The sequence below is a fragment of the Streptomyces sp. JLBG701 genome (assembly GCF_058544905.1).
This window is the reverse complement of sequence record NZ_CM178588.1, coordinates 6,536,958-6,554,642: the sequence shown is the minus strand read 5'-3', so window position 1 is coordinate 6,554,642 and position 17,685 is coordinate 6,536,958. Positions and strand designations below refer to the sequence as shown.

At 70.1% G+C, this 17,685-nt stretch carries 16 protein-coding genes; 8 read left to right on the top strand and 8 right to left on the bottom strand.

Annotated elements, in window-relative coordinates; genetic code table 11:
* Window positions 1–127 precede the first annotated feature (127 nt).
* Window positions 128–1,255: an alpha/beta hydrolase gene (locus AC5DRG_RS30330; protein ID WP_491802633.1), complete on the bottom strand. Its 1,128-nt coding sequence runs from the start codon at window positions 1,253–1,255 to the stop codon at window positions 128–130.
* A gap of 222 nt (window positions 1,256–1,477) precedes the next feature.
* Here AC5DRG_RS30330 and AC5DRG_RS30325 point away from each other — a divergent pair, with 222 nt between their 5' ends.
* The 6 genes from AC5DRG_RS30325 (at window position 1,478) to AC5DRG_RS30300 (ending at window position 6,680) form a co-directional block, all read left to right on the top strand.
* Window positions 1,478–3,343, top strand: coding sequence for a phosphatidylglycerol lysyltransferase domain-containing protein (locus AC5DRG_RS30325; RefSeq protein ID WP_491802632.1), 1,866 nt, complete (start codon window positions 1,478–1,480; stop codon window positions 3,341–3,343).
* A 115-nt stretch (window positions 3,344–3,458) separates the two neighbouring features.
* The gene (gene folP / locus AC5DRG_RS30320; RefSeq protein WP_491802631.1) at window positions 3,459–4,403 is read left to right on the top strand and encodes a dihydropteroate synthase; all 945 of its coding nucleotides are present in this window, start codon (window positions 3,459–3,461) and stop codon (window positions 4,401–4,403) included.
* The gene (locus AC5DRG_RS30315) at window positions 4,400–4,903 is read left to right on the top strand and encodes a nuclear transport factor 2 family protein (RefSeq protein WP_491802630.1); all 504 of its coding nucleotides are present in this window, start codon (window positions 4,400–4,402) and stop codon (window positions 4,901–4,903) included. The genes folP and AC5DRG_RS30315 overlap by 4 nt, the downstream gene beginning before the upstream one ends.
* 258 nt (window positions 4,904–5,161) lie before the next feature.
* Window positions 5,162–5,521: a dihydroneopterin aldolase gene (gene folB, locus AC5DRG_RS30310; protein ID WP_491802629.1), complete on the top strand. Its 360-nt coding sequence runs from the start codon at window positions 5,162–5,164 to the stop codon at window positions 5,519–5,521.
* Window positions 5,518–6,129 carry a 2-amino-4-hydroxy-6-hydroxymethyldihydropteridine diphosphokinase gene (gene folK / locus AC5DRG_RS30305; RefSeq protein WP_491802628.1) on the top strand — a complete coding sequence of 204 codons (612 nt, stop codon included), beginning with the start codon at window positions 5,518–5,520 and terminating at the stop codon, window positions 6,127–6,129. The genes folB and folK overlap by 4 nt, the downstream gene beginning before the upstream one ends.
* A 62-nt stretch (window positions 6,130–6,191) precedes the next feature.
* Window positions 6,192–6,680, top strand: a complete 489-nt coding sequence (locus tag AC5DRG_RS30300) for a DUF3180 domain-containing protein (RefSeq protein WP_491802627.1) — start codon at window positions 6,192–6,194, stop codon at window positions 6,678–6,680.
* 6 nt (window positions 6,681–6,686) lie between these two features.
* Here the strand turns inward: AC5DRG_RS30300 and folE are convergent, their stop codons facing one another.
* The 6 genes from folE to dacB form a co-directional block, all read right to left on the bottom strand.
* The gene (gene folE / locus AC5DRG_RS30295; RefSeq protein WP_491802626.1) at window positions 6,687–7,292 is read right to left on the bottom strand and encodes a GTP cyclohydrolase I FolE; all 606 of its coding nucleotides are present in this window, start codon (window positions 7,290–7,292) and stop codon (window positions 6,687–6,689) included.
* Between the two features lie 147 nt (window positions 7,293–7,439).
* Complete coding sequence (gene ftsH / locus AC5DRG_RS30290) at window positions 7,440–9,473, bottom strand: ATP-dependent zinc metalloprotease FtsH (RefSeq protein WP_491802625.1); 2,034 nt, start codon at window positions 9,471–9,473, stop codon at window positions 7,440–7,442.
* Window positions 9,474–9,685: 212 nt separating this feature from the next.
* Window positions 9,686–10,246, bottom strand: coding sequence for a hypoxanthine phosphoribosyltransferase (gene hpt, locus AC5DRG_RS30285; protein ID WP_491802623.1), 561 nt, complete (start codon window positions 10,244–10,246; stop codon window positions 9,686–9,688).
* A 62-nt stretch (window positions 10,247–10,308) separates the two neighbouring features.
* On the bottom strand, window positions 10,309–11,361 hold the full coding sequence (gene tilS / locus AC5DRG_RS30280) for a tRNA lysidine(34) synthetase TilS (RefSeq protein ID WP_491802622.1): 1,053 nt from the start codon (window positions 11,359–11,361) through the stop codon (window positions 10,309–10,311).
* 192 nt (window positions 11,362–11,553) lie between these two features.
* Complete coding sequence (locus tag AC5DRG_RS30275) at window positions 11,554–12,678, bottom strand: zinc-dependent metalloprotease (protein ID WP_491802620.1); 1,125 nt, start codon at window positions 12,676–12,678, stop codon at window positions 11,554–11,556.
* A gap of 65 nt (window positions 12,679–12,743) precedes the next feature.
* On the bottom strand, window positions 12,744–14,387 hold the full coding sequence (gene dacB / locus AC5DRG_RS30270; RefSeq protein WP_491802619.1) for a D-alanyl-D-alanine carboxypeptidase/D-alanyl-D-alanine endopeptidase: 1,644 nt from the start codon (window positions 14,385–14,387) through the stop codon (window positions 12,744–12,746).
* A gap of 79 nt (window positions 14,388–14,466) precedes the next feature.
* Here dacB and AC5DRG_RS30265 point away from each other — a divergent pair, with 79 nt between their 5' ends.
* Both AC5DRG_RS30265 and AC5DRG_RS30260 read left to right on the top strand, forming a co-directional pair.
* Window positions 14,467–14,958, top strand: coding sequence for an inorganic diphosphatase (locus tag AC5DRG_RS30265; RefSeq protein ID WP_491802618.1), 492 nt, complete (start codon window positions 14,467–14,469; stop codon window positions 14,956–14,958).
* Window positions 14,959–15,067: 109 nt separating this feature from the next.
* Window positions 15,068–16,702 carry a threonine/serine exporter family protein gene (locus AC5DRG_RS30260; RefSeq protein WP_491802617.1) on the top strand — a complete coding sequence of 545 codons (1,635 nt, stop codon included), beginning with the start codon at window positions 15,068–15,070 and terminating at the stop codon, window positions 16,700–16,702.
* A gap of 1 nt (window position 16,703) precedes the next feature.
* Here AC5DRG_RS30260 and AC5DRG_RS30255 read toward each other — a convergent pair whose 3' ends face one another.
* A complete protein-coding gene (locus tag AC5DRG_RS30255) occupies window positions 16,704–17,555 on the bottom strand; it encodes a DedA family protein (RefSeq protein WP_491802616.1) in 852 nt (283 codons plus the stop codon).
* Between the last annotated feature and the right edge of the window lie 130 nt (window positions 17,556–17,685).

Genomic DNA, 17,685 nt, shown 5'->3' with positions numbered 1-17,685 from the left:
GTAAAAACACAGCTATACCGCAGCCTTCCTACAGCCCGAGGAGTTTCGGGACTGTTTCTCGGACCAGTTTCCGGGCTAGGGCCTGTCCGGCGGATCCTGTCGCAGACGCGGATCCGCCGGACAGGCCCTAGCGGTCGTCGAGCCGCCCGCTCACCCACTGCAGCGTCGCCGGGATCTCGCGGCGCCAGGTGTTGAAGTTGTGCCCGCCGCTGTCGAGGATGATCGACGAGATCCGGGTCAGGTTCGTGGCCTTCACGCGCGCGATGAACCTCAGTGTGTCCCGGTAGTTGGATTCGCCGATCTTGCTGCTGCTGACGAGCAGTGAGGTGTCGGCGGCGGGCCGGTGCTTGAGACACCACCACAGATCGGCACGATGACGCAGTTCCCGGTCGCCGTGGAAGAGATCGCCCGTCGTCGGGTCGGTGGGCGCCGCGTAGTACGCCGAGAGGCCGGCCCCCGCCGCGTACACCTCGGGGTGGTGCAGGGCGAGCTTCAGCGCACAGTAGCCGCCCGTCGAGTCGCCGATGACGCCCCAGCTGCCGGGCTTCTCGCCGACCCTGTAGTGGTCCGTCACGGCCTCGGGCAGGTCCTTCGCGAAGAACGACTCGGTCTGCGGGCCGCCCGGGACGTCCACGCACTCCGTGTCGCGCGGCGGCGCCACCGTCGGCCGCAGCATCACCAGGATCATCGGCTGCATAAGGCCGTCCTTGGCGAGCTGTTGGGCGGTGCGCGGGTAGTGCAGCTTGTCGATGAGCGCCTTGGCGGTGCCGGGGTAGCCGGTGAGGACGACGGCCGCGGGGAAGGTACGCGCGCGGTAGCGGGACTGGAAGTACTCCGGCGGCAGGTAGACGTACGCGGGCGTGGCGATGTGCGTCGTACGGCCGACGATGTCGACCTTCTGGATCTGTCCGGCCGTCATCGGCCGCGCGGACCCCGACTCGTTCACCCGGCTCGTGTCGACCACCTGGAGCGGTCCGCCGGAGCCGGCGCTCGCCGTGTGGTCCACGACGACGCCCTGGTCGGTCTCCTGGCCGAACAGGTCCGCCCAGCTGGCGTAGAACCCGAAGGCCTGGTTGGCGGCGAGGCCCAGGGAGACGAAGAGCGCCAACTGGGTTGCGAGGAGCAGGCCTACGCGCCCGCTGACGGCCCGCCAGGTGCGCCGGGCCAGCCGGGGCCACAGCCAGACCGTGCCGACGAACAGCAGCACGGCGGACGAGATTGCCAGCAGCAGAGCGTTGTTGCTCGTGAGACCCATGGGCTGATCCGCCTGCGCTTTCCGCCCGGGCCCGCCGCACCTTCGCGAGGGCTTGTCCCGGACTTTCCTTGGCCTTTGAAGGGGCTTTGGGGAGGTGAGTGAACCTCACTCCCCGAGACACCGTCCTAGAGGGCGCAATGTCGCCGGATGCCCGAATCGGCACCGGATTCAAGGTCTCTCGCAGAACTACGGGATGCGATGTCTGTCAGGACAGATGTGGAAATGTCGGTCGGGGTTCCGAGCCGATCAAGTCGTGCACGGCGCGTACTCCGCGGTCCGCGCCCCGAGGCCGTCCCCACGCTGGTCGCCAGAGCATGTGCCCTCGTGGGCCTGGTGGACATCGCCGCGGGTGTCTTCCCGCGCTTCCGTCACAGCCGTATGCACACCATCGCGGAGGTGCTGCCCGGCGCGCTCGGACCGTTCGCGGCGGCGCTCGCGCTCAGCACCGGCGTGCTGTTGCTGCTGCTCGCGCACGGGCTCAGGCGGCGCAAGCGCCGGGCGTGGCGTGCCGCGGTCGCGCTGCTGCCTGCGGGCGCGGTGGCGCAGTTCGCGTACCGGCACTCCCTCATCGGGGTGGTCCTCTCGCTCGCGCTGCTCGCGCCCCTGGTGCGCCACCGCGCCGAGTTCACGGCCCTGCCCGACCCGCGCAGCCGCTGGCGCGCGCTCGCCAACTTCGTCCTCATGGGCGCCGGTTCCCTCGTCCTCGGACTGGTCATCGTCAGCGTCCACCCGAAACGCATGGTCGGCGACCCGAGCCTGGCCGATCGCATTACGCACGTCCTGTACGGCCTGTTCGGCTTCGAGGGCCCGGTCGACTACCAGGGCACCACGTCGTGGACGGTCGCCTTCTCGCTGGGCGCCCTCGGCCTGCTCACCGCGGTGACCACGATCTACCTCGCCCTGCGCCCCGAACACCCCGCCGCGCACCTCACCCACGAGGACGAGGAACACCTGCGGGCCCTGCTGGACAAGCACGGGCGCCGCGACTCGCTCGGCCACTTCGCGCTGCGCCGCGACAAGGCGGTCGTCTTCTCGCCCAGCGGCAAGGCGGCGGTGACGTACCGCGTGGTCTCCGGCGTGATGCTCGCCAGTGGTGACCCGATCGGTGACGTCGAGGCCTGGCCGGGCGCCATCGAGCGCTTCATGGACGAGGCCAAGGCCCACTCCTGGACCCCGGCCGTCATGGGCTGCTCCGAGACGGGCGGCGAGGTGTGGACCCGCGAGACCGGTCTGGACGCCCTCGAACTGGGTGACGAGGCGGTGGTGGACGTCGCGGATTTCTCCCTCGCCGGCCGCGCGATGCGCAACGTGCGGCAAATGGTGAAACGCATCGAGCGCGCCGGTTACGAGACCCGGGTCCGGCGCATCCGTGACCTCGGCGAGGGCGAACTGGAGCGGATCCGGCGGGCCGCGGAGGACTGGCGCGGCACCGACACCGAGCGCGGCTTCTCCATGGCGCTGGGCCGCATCGGCGACCCTTCCGACGGCGACTGCCTCATCGCCACCGCGCACAGAATTGAAGGGGCGGCGCCAAGCGCCTCAGGTAGGGCGGTGGTGGGAGACGGGCGGGCGGACGCCGAGCCGGGCCCGTACGGCGACCTGAAGGCGGTCCTCCACTTCGTGCCGTGGGGCACCGACGGGGTCTCCCTGGACCTGATGCGGCGCGACCGCTCGGCCGACCCCGGCATGAACGAACTGCTCATCGTCGCGGCGCTGGAAGCGGCCCCCCGGCTCGGCATCGCGCGCGTGTCGCTGAACTTCGCCATGTTCCGCTCGGCGCTGGCGCGCGGCGAGAAGATCGGCGCGGGCCCGGTGCTGCGCGCCTGGCGCGGGCTGCTGGTGTTCCTGTCCCGCTGGTTCCAGATCGAGTCCCTGTACAAGTTCAACGCGAAGTTCCGCCCCCGCTGGGAGCCGCGCTTCGTCGTCTACCGGGCCTCCGGCGACCTGCCCCGCATCGGCATCGCCGCCATGCAGGCCGAGGGCTTCGTCAACCTCGCCCTCCCCCTCCCGCGCTTCCTGCGCCGCCGCCCAGCCGCTCCCCGCCCGTGCGCCCACGCCATGGCGGAACGGGACGTCCGCGCGGCGTGACCGGAGCAGGCCCGGGCGGAAGCCCCGCCCCAGCCCTGGGGCTTCCGCCCGGGCCGCACACCTACCGCTCGGACCACCGGGTCTGCGGGCCTGCTCCTAGGCCTAGGCTGAACGTATGAGCAAGCAGAGCGGACGCGGTCAGGTGGCCGGGCTTCCGGCATGGGACCGCTGCGCGGTCATGGGAGTCGTGAACGTGACCCCCGATTCCTTCTCCGACGGCGGCCGCTGGTTCGACACGACGGCCGCGGTCAAACACGGCCTCGAACTCGTCGCCGAAGGCGCCGACCTGGTCGACGTCGGCGGCGAGTCCACCCGCCCCGGCGCCACCCGCGTCGACGAGGCCGAGGAACTCAAGCGCGTCATCCCCGTCGTCCGCGGCCTGGCCTCCGAGGGCGTCACGGTCTCCGTCGACACCATGCGCGCCTCCGTCGCCGAGCAGGCCCTCGCGGCCGGCGCCGCCCTCGTCAACGACGTCAGCGGCGGCCTCGCCGACCCCGCGATGATCCCGGTCGTCGCGGCCTCCGGCGCACCCTTCGTCGTCATGCACTGGCGCGGCTTCCTGGAGGGCGGCAACGTCAAGGGCGTGTACGCCGACGTCGTCACCGAAGTCGTCGACGAACTGCACGCACGCGTGGAGGCCGTCCTGGCCGGCGGCATCGCCCCCGAACGCATCGTCGTCGACCCCGGCCTCGGCTTCTCCAAGGAGGCCGAGCACGACCTCGTCCTCCTCGCCCACCTCGACCGCCTGCACGCCCTCGGCCACCCGCTGCTCGTCGCCGCCTCCCGCAAGCGGTTCCTGGGGCGCGTCCTGGCCGGCCCGCAGGGCGCGCCGCCACCCGCACGCGAGCGCGACGCCGCCACGGCCGCCGTCTCCGCGCTCGCGGCGCACGCCGGCGCGTGGGCGGTGCGCGTGCACGAGGTGCGCGCCACCGCGGACGCGGTGCGGGTCGCGCGCGCGGTAGAGGGGGCGCGCGAATCAGAGCGCACGCCAGGCGCGAGCGCCGACGACACCCGCCCGGCGCGGACAGAGGGAGCCAGCGGCGCAGAAGGAGCCCGGTGAGCGCCCCCCACACCGACGTCGAGCAGGTCGAACTCGCCAACACCGCGTTCTACGAGACGCTGGAGCGGGGCGACTTCGAAGAGCTGTCCTCGCTCTGGCTGACCCCGGCCGACCTGGGCGTCGACGAGCAGTTCCACGACCCGGCGGACGTCGGCGTGATCTCCTGCGTGCACCCCGGCTGGCCCGTGCTCACCGGCCGCGGCGAGGTCCTCAGGTCGTACGCGCTGATCATGGCGAACACCGACTACATCCAGTTCTTCCTCACCGACGTGCACGTCTCGGTCACCGGCGACACCGCCCTGGTGACCTGCACCGAGAACATCCTCAGCGGCGGCCCCGCCCCCGCGGACAGCGACGAACTCGGACCGCTCGTCGGCCAGCTCGTCGTCGCCACGAACGTGTTCCGGCGCACCTCCGAGGGCTGGAAGCTCTGGTCGCACCACGCCTCCCCCGTTCTGGCCGAAACCGAAGAGGACGAAAGCGACGACACACCCTCCTGAGTGGGTAGGCGCACTCCTGCGGGGCCAGCGGGACCAAGAAGTGGTTGGAATCACGGACTCGCGGGTAGGGACGGCTACCAGCCCGTGAGCCGCCGGGTTCCCCAGGGGAAACACGCGATGAAACCTCCTGGCCCCGGCCCGCCCAGCGCCTGTGCGGCCCGGCTCTGTCAGTGCTCGCAGGTAGATTCGTTCGAGGCCGGTGTGCCGCCCGCACACGGCAGTAACCGGCCGCTACCGACGATTGCAGGAGTGATTCGCGTGGATCGTGTCGCGCTGAGCGGCCTGAGGGCTCGCGGGCATCACGGTGTGTTCCCCAAGGAGCGCGAGGAGGGCCAGACCTTCATCGTGGACCTCGTCCTTGGCCTGGACACCCGGCCGGCCGCCGCCGACGACGACCTGGCGAAGACCGTGCACTACGGCATCGTGGCGGAGGAAGTCGTGGCCGTCGTCGAGGGCGAGCCCGTCAACCTCATCGAGACGCTCGCCGAGCGCATCGCACAGGCCTGTCTGAAGCACGAAGGGGTAGAGGAGGTCGAGGTCCGCGTCCACAAACCCGACGCACCGATCACGGTCCCCTTCGACGACGTCACCGTCACCATCACCCGGAGCCGAGTATGACTGCCTCGTTCACCGACGGTCACAGCGACCCGACCGTACAGCCGGTGCCCGCCTCCGTCGTCGAGCGGGTCGACGCCGCCGACACGACGCTGCAGAACCCGAAGCGGGCCGTGCTCTCCCTCGGCTCGAACCTCGGCAACCGCCTGGAGACCATCCAGGGCGCCATCGACGCGCTGGAGGACACGCCCGGCGTGCGCGTCAAGCTGGTCTCCCCGGTCTACGAGACGGAGCCGTGGGGCGTGGCGCCCGGCAGCCAGCCGTCGTACTTCAACGCGGTCGTCGTCCTCAGGACCACCCTGCCGCCGTCCTCCCTGCTTGAGCGGGCGCACGCGGTCGAGGAGGCCTTCAACCGGGTACGGGACGAGCGCTGGGGCCCGCGCACGATCGACGTCGACATCGTCGCGTACGCCGATGTGGTCTCCGACGACCCGGTCCTCACCCTCCCTCACCCGCGCGCCCACGAGCGGGCCTTCGTCCTGGCCCCGTGGCACGACGTGGAGCCCGACGCCCAGCTCCCCGGCCGCGGTCCGGTCGCCGGTCTCCTGGACTCCCTCACCCGGGAGGGTGTCGCGCCGCGCAAGGACCTGGAACTCCGGCTGCCCGAGTAGTCGTTAAGGTGCTGGACAGGTCAACACGACCACCGTCCGTCCGGGGGAGCTGAAGGGGCACCGTGAGAGAGCTGCGCATCAGGATGCTGGTCGGCGTGTTCGTCGTCGCCGGAGTGCTGTCCTGGGCGGGCGCCCGCTTGTGGAACGCGGTGGGGACACTCCCCCGCGTCCCCCTGGCCGCCCCCATCGTCCTGGCCCTGATCGCCGTCGTCCTGCTGGCCACGGCGCTCTCGCTGCGCGCCCGCCTCAAGGCCCAGCGCGAGCGCCGCCCCGGCGCCAAGGGCGTCGACCCCCTGATGGCGGCCCGCGCGGTCGTCTTCGGCCAGGCCAGCGCCCTGGTGGCCGCCCTCGTCGCCGGTATGTACGGCGGCACGGGCGCCTTCCTCCTGGAGTCCCTGGACAACCCGGCCCGCCGGGACCAGGCCTGGTACGCGGGCTTCTCCGTCCTGGCCGGCATCGCCGTCATAGCGGCGGCGTTCTTCCTGGAGCGCGTCTGCAAGCTCCCGGAGGACGACGACGACCACAACACCGGGGCCGCATCGGCGGCGTGACGCCGGTCAGCGCGCCATGATCAGGCTCATCGCCTCATTGCGGGTGGCGGAGTCACGCAGTTGGCCGCGCACCGCAGAGGTGATGGTCTTGGCCCCGGGCTTGCGCACTCCGCGCATCGACATGCACATGTGCTCGCACTCGACCACGACGATCACACCGCGCGGCTCCAGGATCTCCATCAGGGAGTCGGCGATCTGCGTGGTGAGTCGTTCCTGCACCTGAGGCCGGCGGGCATACACGTCGACGAGCCTGGCCAGCTTCGACAGGCCGGTGATCTTGCCGTCTACGGACGGGATGTAGCCGACATGGGCGACTCCGACGAACGGCACCAAGTGGTGTTCGCAGGAGCTCAGGACCTCGATGTCCTTCACCAGCACCATCTCGTCGTGCCCCAGGTCGAACGTCGTCGTCAGCACGTCCTCGGGCTTCTGCCACAGCCCCGCGAATATCTCCCGGTACGCCCGCGCCACCCGCGCCGGCGTCTCCCTCAGCCCCTCACGGTCCGGGTCCTCGCCAACGGCGATCAGCAGCTCACGTACGGCGTTCTCGGCGCGCTTCTCGTCGAAATCGCCGATCGATCCCTCGCCGTCAAGCGTCACGGGGTCGGTCATCTGGCTGCCTCGTTCCTGTGCGGGTCGCGCGTGTGGGCCACGCGTGTCATCTGCGGGCATAACAACGCGCCGCGCCCCCCAGGCTAAAACCAGGGGGGCGCGGCATTCATTCCAGGCCCGGTGAGGTCACCGGGGCTCAGGAGCGGTTCAGCTCTCCGGGCGGTCCTCCGGCACCGCTTCCGTCGCCGGGGATGACTCCACGGCGGCGTTGGCGGTGATCGCCGGGGCGGCGCCGTTCGCACCGTTCGTCAGCTGCAGCTCCTTGGGGGAGAGCACCGGCGGACGGGTGGACGGCGTACGCCGGGAGGATCCGGTCCACGCGGGGCGGGCCGGGCGCTTGACGATGGGAGCGAAGACCTCGGCGATCTGCTCCTTGTTCAGCGTCTCCTTCTCCAGCAGCTGGAGCACCAGCGCGTCGAGCACGTCGCGGTTCTCGACCAGGATCTCCCAGGCCTCGTTGTGCGCGTTCTCGATGAGCTTCTTGACCTCTTCGTCGACGAGCGCGGCGACCTCTTCCGAGTAGTCACGCGGGTGCGACATCTCCCGGCCCAGGAAGGGCTCGGTGTTGTCGCCGCCGAACTTGATCGCGCCGAGACGCTCGGTCATGCCGTACTGCGTGACCATCGCGCGGGCCGTTGCGGTGGCCTTCTCGATGTCGTTCGCAGCGCCCGTGGTCGGGTCGTGGAAGACGAGCTCCTCGGCCGCGCGGCCGCCCAGCATGTAGGCCAGCTGGTCCAGCATCTCGTTGCGCGTCGTGGAGTACTTGTCCTCGTCCGGCAGGACCATCGTGTAGCCGAGGGCACGGCCACGCGACAGGATCGTGATCTTGTGGACCGGGTCGGAGTTGGGGGAAGCCGCCGCGACCAGGGCGTGGCCGCCCTCGTGGTACGCGGTGATCTTCTTCTCCTTGTCCGACATGATCCGGGTCCGCTTCTGCGGGCCCGCGACCACGCGGTCGATCGCCTCGTCCAGCATGGAGTTGTCGATCAGCTTCTTGTCGCTGCGGGCGGTGAGCAGTGCGGCCTCGTTGAGGACGTTGCTCAGGTCCGCGCCGGTGAAGCCCGGCGTGCGGCGGGCGACGGCCGACAGGTCGACGTCCGGAGCGACCGGCTTGCCCTTCTGGTGAACCTTGAGGATCTCCAGACGGCCCTGCATGTCCGGGCGGTCGACCGCGATCTGGCGGTCGAAGCGGCCGGGGCGCAGAAGGGCCGGGTCGAGGATGTCGGGCCGGTTCGTGGCGGCGATCAGGATGACGCCGCCCTTCACGTCGAAGCCGTCCATCTCGACGAGCAGCTGGTTGAGGGTCTGCTCGCGCTCGTCGTGACCACCGCCGAGGCCGGCGCCGCGATGGCGGCCGACCGCGTCGATCTCGTCGACGAAGACGATCGCCGGGGCGTTCGCCTTGGCCTGCTCGAAGAGGTCACGGACTCGGGAGGCACCGACACCGACGAACATCTCGACGAAGTCGGAACCGGAGATCGAGTAGAACGGCACGCCCGCCTCGCCCGCGACAGCTCGCGCGAGCAGGGTCTTGCCGGTGCCGGGAGGGCCGTACAGCAGTACGCCCTTGGGGATCTTCGCCCCGACGGCCTGGAACTTCGCCGGTTCCTGGAGGAACTCCTTGATCTCCTGGAGCTCCTCGACGGCCTCGTCCGAGCCGGCGACGTCCGAGAACGTCGTCTTCGGGGTGTCCTTGGTGATGAGCTTCGCCTTGGACTTCCCGAAGTTCATGACCCGGGAGCCGCCGCCCTGCATCTGATTCATCAGGAACAGGAAGACGACCACGATGAGGACGAAGGGGAGCAGGGAGAGCAGGATGCTCAGGAAGGGGTTCTGCTTGGACGGCGCGACGGTATAGCCGTCCGGGATCTGCTTGTCCTGGAATTTCGTCTGCAGCGTGCCGGCGATGGTCACGCCCTGGTCGCCGATGTAGCTCGCCTGGATCTTCGAGCTGCCCTCGACCTTTTCGCCGTCCTTGAGCTGGACCTTGATGATCTGCTCGTCGCCGGTGGTCAGCTTGGCCGACTCGACCTTGTTCTCATTGATCGCCTGGACGACCTGGCCGGTGTCCACCGTCTTGTAGCCGCCGGACGAGCCGACGACCTGCATCAACACGACCACGGCAAGGACGGCCAGCACGATCCACATGACCGGCCCACGGAAGTATCGCTTCACGTCCATCCATACGGAGCGGAACCCGCTCCGTCCCTCCTGCCATAGTGAGTTTGATAAAGACAGTTCTTCTGACGGTACCCCAGCATTGTCGCCCGAAGTCGCACGGGACTGCTGGCGTTCCCGTCTCTGCATGCTCCAACGGCGCGAAACCCGCTGGGGTTCCCGATCGTCTTACGAGCCTTGGGCCCTTTGGGGTTCAGTCCCCGCGGGGCAGGGGTTCAGCCGCCGTAGACGTGAGGCGCGAGCGTACCGACGAACGGGAGGTTGCGGTACTTCTCGGCGTAATCGAGGCCGTAGCCCACGACGAACTCGTTGGGAATGTCGAAGCCGACCCACTCCACGTCGATCGCGACCTTGGCCGCCTCCGGCTTGCGCAGCAGGGTGCAGATCTTCAGCGTCTCGGGCTCGCGGGAGCCGAGGTTGGAGATCAGCCAGGACAGGGTCAGCCCGGAGTCGATGATGTCCTCGACGATGAGGACGTGCTTGCCCTTGATGTCGGTGTCGAGGTCCTTGAGGATCCGCACGACGCCGGACGACTGGGTGCCCGCGCCGTACGAGGACACCGCCATCCAGTCCATCGTGACGGGGGTGGACAGCGCACGCGCCAGGTCCGCCATGACCATCACCGCGCCCTTGAGGACGCCGACGATCAGCAGGTCCTTGCCCGCGTACTCCGCGTCGATCTTCGCGGCCAGCTCAGCCAGCTTCGCGTCGATCTCTTCCTTGGTGATGAGTACCGACTTGAGGTCGGCACCCATGTCTTTCGCGTCCACCCGCATCACTTTCGGTCGTCCACCGGCTACCTGGTCCCACCCCCGGAGGTCCGGAGGGGGGTATCGATTCAGCCTTGCCGAATCACCAGTCTGCCACCCTGCCGCTGGGCGACGACCTTGCCCGGGAGATTGATGGCTCCCTGGCCGCGCCAGCCGGTGATCAGCCGGTCGACTTCCTCGATGTGGCGGGCGAACAGCGAACCGGCCGGGGCGCCCGCCTCGATGGCGGCGCGGCGCAGGATACGGCGGCGTACGGCGGGCGGCAGGGCGTAGAGCTTGGCGCACTCCAGAAGGCCGGCCGCGTCGCGTACGGAGGCCTCGGCCTGGCCGGCCCAGGCGTCGAGGGCGTCGGCGTCGTCGCGCGAGAGCTGGGCCGTACGGGCGAGCGCCTCGACGACGCCTTTGCCGAGCGCCTTCTCCAGGGCGGGCAGGCCTTCGTGCCGGAGGCGGGAGCGGGTGTAGGCCGGGTCGGCGTTGTGCGGGTCGTCCCAGACAGGCAGGGACTGGACCATGCAGGCCTTGCGGGCGGTCTGGCGGTCGACCTGGAGGAAGGGGCGGCGGTAGCGGCCGGGGGCCCCAGGTCCTCCGGAGACAGCCGCCATGCCGGACAGGGAGCGGATGCCGGAGCCGCGGGCGAGGCCGAGCAGGACGGTTTCGGCCTGGTCGTCGCGGGTGTGGCCGAGCAGGATCGCGGTGGCGCCGTGGCGGGCCGCGGCGGCGTCGAGGGCGGCGTAGCGGGCGTCCCGGGCGGCGGCCTCGGGGCCGCCGTCGCGGCCGACGGTCACGGCGATGGACTCGACCGGATCCAGGCCGAGTTCGGTGAGGCGCAGGACGACCTCGTCGGCGCGCAGGTCGGAGCCGGGCTGGAGTCCGTGGTCGACGGTGACGCCGCCCGCGCGGATGCCGAGCTTGGGGGCCTCGAAGGCGAGGGCCGAGGCGAGGGCCATGGAGTCGGCGCCGCCGGAGCACGCCACGAGCACGAGCGGCGAGGCCGGGCGCTCGTGCGGGGTGTCATGTGCGGTGTCAGCGGAGCCGGTGATGCGGGTGTGCTCGCTGAGAATGTCGTGGAGGGCGCGGCGAACCGCCAGGCGTATCGCCGCGACCGCAGGATGGGGACCCATGTCCGGTTCCCTTCATGAAGTTTTCGGGGGTGAGCCCGAGGTTCGGTCACTCAGAGTGTGTAGATGGTGACAGAACCGGGCCGTTCCCCGAGCATTGCACGCCTACCCATGGCTCACGGTCCCTCGGACGGGTGATTGAAGGGGCGTTCGCCTGCCGTCGGCCGGATTCGTTTCACGACGCGCTCAGGGCTTTCACGACTCGGTCTTGCGGTGCACCCGCGCGACCCAGTCCGCCGGTTTGGCGATCTCCGCCTTGGTCGGGAGGGTGTTCGGGGACGTCCACACACGGTTGAAGCCGTCCATGCCCACCTCGCCGACGACGGCCCGCACGAACCGCTCGCCGTCCCGGTACTGCCTGAGTTTGGCGTCCAGACCGAGCAGCTTGCGCAGCGCCGTGTCCAGCCGGGAGGCGCCCTTGGCGCGACGCTGCTGGAACTTCTCGCGGATCTCCGCGACGGACGGCACCACGGCCGGGCCGACGCCGTCCATCACGAAGTCGGCGTGTCCCTCCAGGAGGGACATCACGGCGGTGAGACGGCCGAGGATCTCCCGCTGGGCGGGCGTCTGCACGATCTCCACGAGGGAGCGGCCGCCGTCGTCCTCCTCGCCCTCGGGACGCCCGCCCGCGAGGGACTGGGCGGCCTCCCTGATGCGCTCCAGGACGGTCATGGGGTCGACCTCGGTCTCCCCCAGGAACGACTGGATTTCGCCCTCCAGGTGGTCCCGCAGCCAGGGCACCGCCGTGAACTGCGTGCGGTGCGTCTCCTCGTGCAGGCACACCCACAGGCGGAAGTCGTGGGGCTGTACGTCGAGTTCGCGCTCCACGTGGACGATGTTCGGCGCGACGAGCAGCAGCCGCCCGCCGCCGTTGGCTCCGGCCGGGAGCTCCCGGGTCGCCGGGGCGAACGTCTCGTACTGGCCGAGGACGCGCGAGGCCAGGAACGACAGCAGCATCCCCAGTTCGACGCCGGTGACCTTGCCGCCGACGGCGCCCAGGACCGCCCCGCCGGGTGTGCTGCCGCGCCGCTCCTGCATCTTGTCGAGCAGCGGCTTGAGGACCTCGCGGAACCCGGCGACGTTCGCCCGGACCCAGCCCGCGCGGTCGACCACCAGGACGGGGGTGTCGTGGGTGTCCTCGGTGCCCATACGGGTGAAGCCCCGGACGTGTTCCTCCGAGGCCTTGGCATGCCGGCGCAGCTCGGCGACGACGGCCCTGGCCTCGTCGCGGCTCACCTCGGGGCCCGGCCGCACGAGCCGGGTCGCGGTCGCCACCGCGAGATTCCAGTCGACCATCTCTGCACCACCGATGCTCGTCATGCGTCAACGGTACGTGAGCGTTCCCACTTGGGGCAGGCCGCGGAGCTCCGCGGAGGCGGCGGCCGTCAGCGGCAGCCGCAGGCCGCCAGTGCCGTCGCCGTCCGGTCCAGCGCCGACTGCGCCGTCAGCGCGTTCGTCGTGTTCGACGCCAGGAACGCGAACGCCAGCAGCCGCCCGTCCTGGTCGACCACTGTTCCCGCCAACGTGTTCACGCCCGTCAGGGTTCCCGTCTTCGCCCGTACGACCCCTGCCGCGCCGTCCGTGTAACGGCTGGTCAGGGTGCCGGTGAAGCCGGCCACCGGGAGGCCCGTGAGGACCGGACGGAGTTCGGGGTGGGCGGGGTCGCCGGCCTTGACCAGCAGGGCCGTGAGGAGGTCGGCGGTGAGTCTGTCGTCGCGGTTCAGGCCGCTGCCGTCGTGGAAGTCGGCCCCGCCGAGCGGGAGTTCGAGCTTCTTCAGCTGGGCGGCGATCGCGGCCGCGCCGCCGTCGAAGCTCGCCTGCTTGCCCATCGCGACGGCGGTCTGGCGGGCCAGGGCCTCCGCGATGTCGTTGTCGCTGTTGGTCAACATACGTTCGACCAGGGCCGACATGGGGGGCGACTGCACGCTCGCCAGCGTGTCGGCGCGGCTCGTCGCCTTGGAGGGGCCGGGGACCGTGGTCTTGATGCCGTCCTCCTGGAGGAACCCGGCGAACTTGCGGGCCGCGTCCCCCGCCGGATCCGCCACGCGCGTGACGGGACCGCTGGCCGAGTCGTCCGTACGGGCCTCGTCGACCATCAGGGCACTGACGGGGGCGAGGTTGCCGTTGACCCCGATGGGGTGGACCTCGGAACCGGCGTACAGCGTGGTGTCGTACGAGAGCGTCACCGCGCGCGTGCCGGCCTTCTTCAGGGCGGTGGCCGTCTCCTCGGCCAGCTCCCGCAGGCTCGCCCACCCTCCCCCACTCTCGGCTTCGCTCGAGCGGGAGGTGCCCCCACCGTCCTTGTGTGCCGTCAGGGTCGGGTCGCCGCCGCCGACGAGGACCAGTTCCTTCGTGTCGGGCTCCAGGGCCGCGCTGGTGGTGAGGCGGTGGTCGGCGCCCATCGCGGACAGGACGGCGACCCCGGTGGCGATCTTGGTGGTGGAGGCGGGGGTCAGGGAGTCGTCGGCGCCGGAGCCGTAGAGGCGCTTGCCGGTGGCCACGTCGACGACGGCGGCCGCGTGCTCGGTGCCGAGGGCCGCCAGGAGGGGGTTGAGGACGTCCGCGAGGGCCGGGCCGACCGGGGCCGACTTCACGGTGTTCGCGGCGCCTGAGAGGCCGGTCAGGACGGATGCGGCGCTCGGCGCAGGAGCGGGCGCGTTCGCCGACGTACCGGAGGTATCGGACGTACCGGAATTACGCCCGTGATCTGTGCCACCCGCGAGCTCCTGGGCGGCGGCGCGGTCCCGCTCGGCCGTACGCTGACCGGAGGAGTCCCAGGGACCGGCGGCGGTCGCCACACCGGCGGCCAGTGCCAGCCCGGCCGTGGCGGCGCCCGCGGTGTACTGCCAGGTCTTGACGGTCTTGGGACGCACGATCCGCGCGACCTGCGGTGCCATGGCCTGCCCGACCCGCACGACCTGCGGTTTCACGGCGTCCCTGGCACGCTCGAGACGCGGTCGTACGGCCTTGACGACCCGCACCACGTGCGGTCTCGCGGCCCGCCAAGCCTTCAGCTCTGGCACGACCACCAGCCCCTTTCGCGATCACACACCTGCGTGAGGGACACTTAACCACCAGAACTATGTGCTGATCATGGAGGAGCCACCGGTGGAGTTCGACGTCACGATCGAGATCCCGAAGGGTTCGCGGAACAAGTACGAGGTGGACCACGAGACCGGCCGGATCCGCCTGGACCGTCGACTCTTCACCTCGACCAGTTACCCGGCCGACTACGGCTTTGTCGAGAACACCCTCGGCGAGGACGGCGACCCGCTGGACGCGCTGGTCATCCTGGAGGAGCCGACCTTCCCCGGCTGCCTCATCAAGTGCCGCGCGATCGGCATGTTCCGGATGACCGACGAGGCCGGTGGCGACGACAAGCTGCTGTGCGTCCCGGCGTCCGACCCGCGCGTGGAGCACCTGCGCGACATCCACCACGTGTCGGAGTTCGACCGCCTGGAGATCCAGCACTTCTTCGAGGTCTACAAGGACCTGGAGCCCGGCAAGTCCGTCGAGGGCGCCAACTGGGTGGGCCGCGTCGAGGCCGAGGCCGAGATCGAGCGGTCGTACAAGCGCCTCAAGGAGCAGGGCGGCCACTGAGCTCTCCCCCGCGCAATCGGGCCGCACGCGTGCGCGTGCGGCCCGTTCGTGTGCCTGTGCTCATACTGAGGCGTACTGAAGACGCGTACGTTCAGGGAGCGATACGACAGTGACGGACGCGGAGGACCGCAAGCCGCAGTCGGACGAGGCGAGGAGCGCGTTCACTCAGCCCGTGGGGGTCACCGCCGGCGAGGACGAGTCGTCCACGACGTCCGAGTTCGCCGTTCCCAAGGGGCTCGACGTCGGGCAGTCGGCCGACGACGAAGGGTCGGCGTTCACTCCGCCGCGCACCTACAGCGCCAGGAACGCCCCTCCCGCGTTCACCCCGGCGACCGGGATTCCCATGGTCAGTCTGACCAAGGACGTCCCCTGGCAGGACCGGATGCGCACGATGCTGCGTATGCCGGTGGCCGAGCGGCCCGCGCCGGAGCCCCCGCAGAAGGCCGTCGACGAGTCGGGGCCGGCCGTCCCGCGCGTGCTGGACCTGACGCTGCGTATCGGCGAGTTGCTGCTGGCGGGCGGGGAGGGCGCCGAGGACGTCGAGGCCGCGATGTTCGCGGTCTGCCGCTCCTACGGCCTCGACCGCTGCGAGCCGAACGTCACCTTCACCCTGCTGTCGATCTCGTACCAGCCGTCCCTGGTGGACGATCCGGTGACCGCGTCACGGACCGTACGCCGCCGGGGAACGGACTACACGCGCCTCGCGGCCGTCTTCCGGCTCGTCGACGACCTCAGCGACCCGGAGACCACGATCTCCCTGGAGGAGGCCTACGGGCGCCTCGCCGAGATGCGCCGCAACCGGCACCCGTACCCCACCTGGGTGCTGACCTCCGCGAGCGGGCTGCTGGCGGGCGCGGCCTCCGTGCTCGTCGGCGGTGACGTGATCGTGTTCTTCGCCGCCGCGCTCGGCGCGATGCTCGGTGACCGGCTGGCGTGGCTGTGTGCCGGGCGCGGGCTGCCGGAGTTCTACCAGTTCCTGATTGCCGCGATGCCGCCGGCCGCGATAGGGGTCGCGCTCAACGTCGCCGACGTCGACGTGAAGGCGTCCGCCGTCATCACCGGTGGGCTGTTCGCGCTGTTGCCCGGGCGGGCGCTGGTGGCGGGCGTGCAGGACGGGCTGACCGGGTTCTACATCACCGCTGCCGCGCGGCTGTTGGAGGTCATGTACTTCTTCGTCGGCATCGTCGTCGGGGTGCTCGTCGTCCTGTACTTCGGCGTGAAGCTGGGTGCCGAGCTCAACCCCGACGCCGCCCTCAGCATCGCCGAACGGCCCCTGTGGCAGATCGGCGCCTCGATGCTGGTGTCCCTGACCTTCGCCGTGCTGCTCCAGCAGGAACGGTCCACCGTGTTCGCCGTGACCCTCAACGGGGGTGTCGCATGGTCGGTGTACGGCGCGATGCACTATGCCGGCGGCCTCTCGCCGGTTGCTTCTACGGCCGTGGCGGCGGGCTTGGTTGGACTGTTCGGGCAGTTGCTGTCCCGGTACCGGTTCGCGTCTGCGCTGCCGTACACGACCGCGGCGATCGGGCCCCTGTTGCCGGGGTCGGCCACGTATTTCGGGCTGTTGTCGATTGCCCAGAACGACATCGACGGGGGGCTTGTGTCGTTGGCCAAGGCTGCGTCGCTGGCCATGGCCATTGCTATTGGGGTCAATCTGGGGTCGGAGATCTCTCGGCTGTTTCTGCGTGTGCCGGGTGGCTCCGCCGGGGGGCGCCGGGCGGCTAAGCGGACTCGGGGGTTCTGAGTCAGTTCTGCGGATACCCCTGGTTGTGGGGGTACTGGCCGTTCTGCTCGTAGCCCTGCTGACCGCCTGCGTACGGCTGCTGCTGGTAGGTCTGCTGGGGGTACTGCTGCTGGCCGTAGTACTCGTTCTGGCCCGGGTGGTTGTTGCCGTACGGCTGCTCCGGCGGGATGCGGCGGAGTTGGGTCGTCGCGTCGTCCATTGCCTGGGGGGCCGCCGGGGGCTGGGGCGGGGTCTTCTTGGACTTGGAGCGGGCCCTGAGGAACTCGATGAGGATCGGGATCACCGAGATGAAGACGATCAGGATGAGGATCGCTTCGATGTTCTTGTGGACGAACTCGATGTTGCCGAGCCAGGAGCCCAGCAGGGTGACGCCCGCGCCCCAGAGCACGCCGCCGATGATGTTGTACGTGATGAACGAGCGGTACCGCATGCCGCTGACGCCCGCGATGATCGGCGTGAACGTGCGCACGATGGGCACGAAGCGGGCAAGCACCAGGGACTTGGGGCCGTACTTCTCGAAGAACTCGTGCGCCTTGACCACGTTCTCCTGCTTGAAGAGGCGGGAGTCGGGGCGCGTGAAGAGGGACGGGCCGACCTTCTTGCCGAACAGGTAGCCCGCCTGGTCGCCGGCGATCGCGGCGACGCAGATCAGGGCGATGGCCGCCCACAGCGGGAAGTCCAGGGTGCCCGCGGTGATCAGCAGGCCGGCCGTGAACAGCAGGGAGTCACCCGGCAGGAAGAAACCGATCAGCAGGCCCGACTCCGCGAACACGATGAGGAGCAGGCCCCAGATGCTGTAGGTGTCGAGCAGGTAGTTCGGATCCAGCCAGCTCGGTCCGAGGGCAAGCGTCATCACGGTTCCGGGCTCCTGAGGGTGTGGGAGGTACGGCGTCCAGCTCGGCCGGACAAAGCTATCAACGCAATGTGTCCGCCCCAGGTTCCACCGGTGTCTCCAGGATGCACTGTGGACCGACTGGGACAAA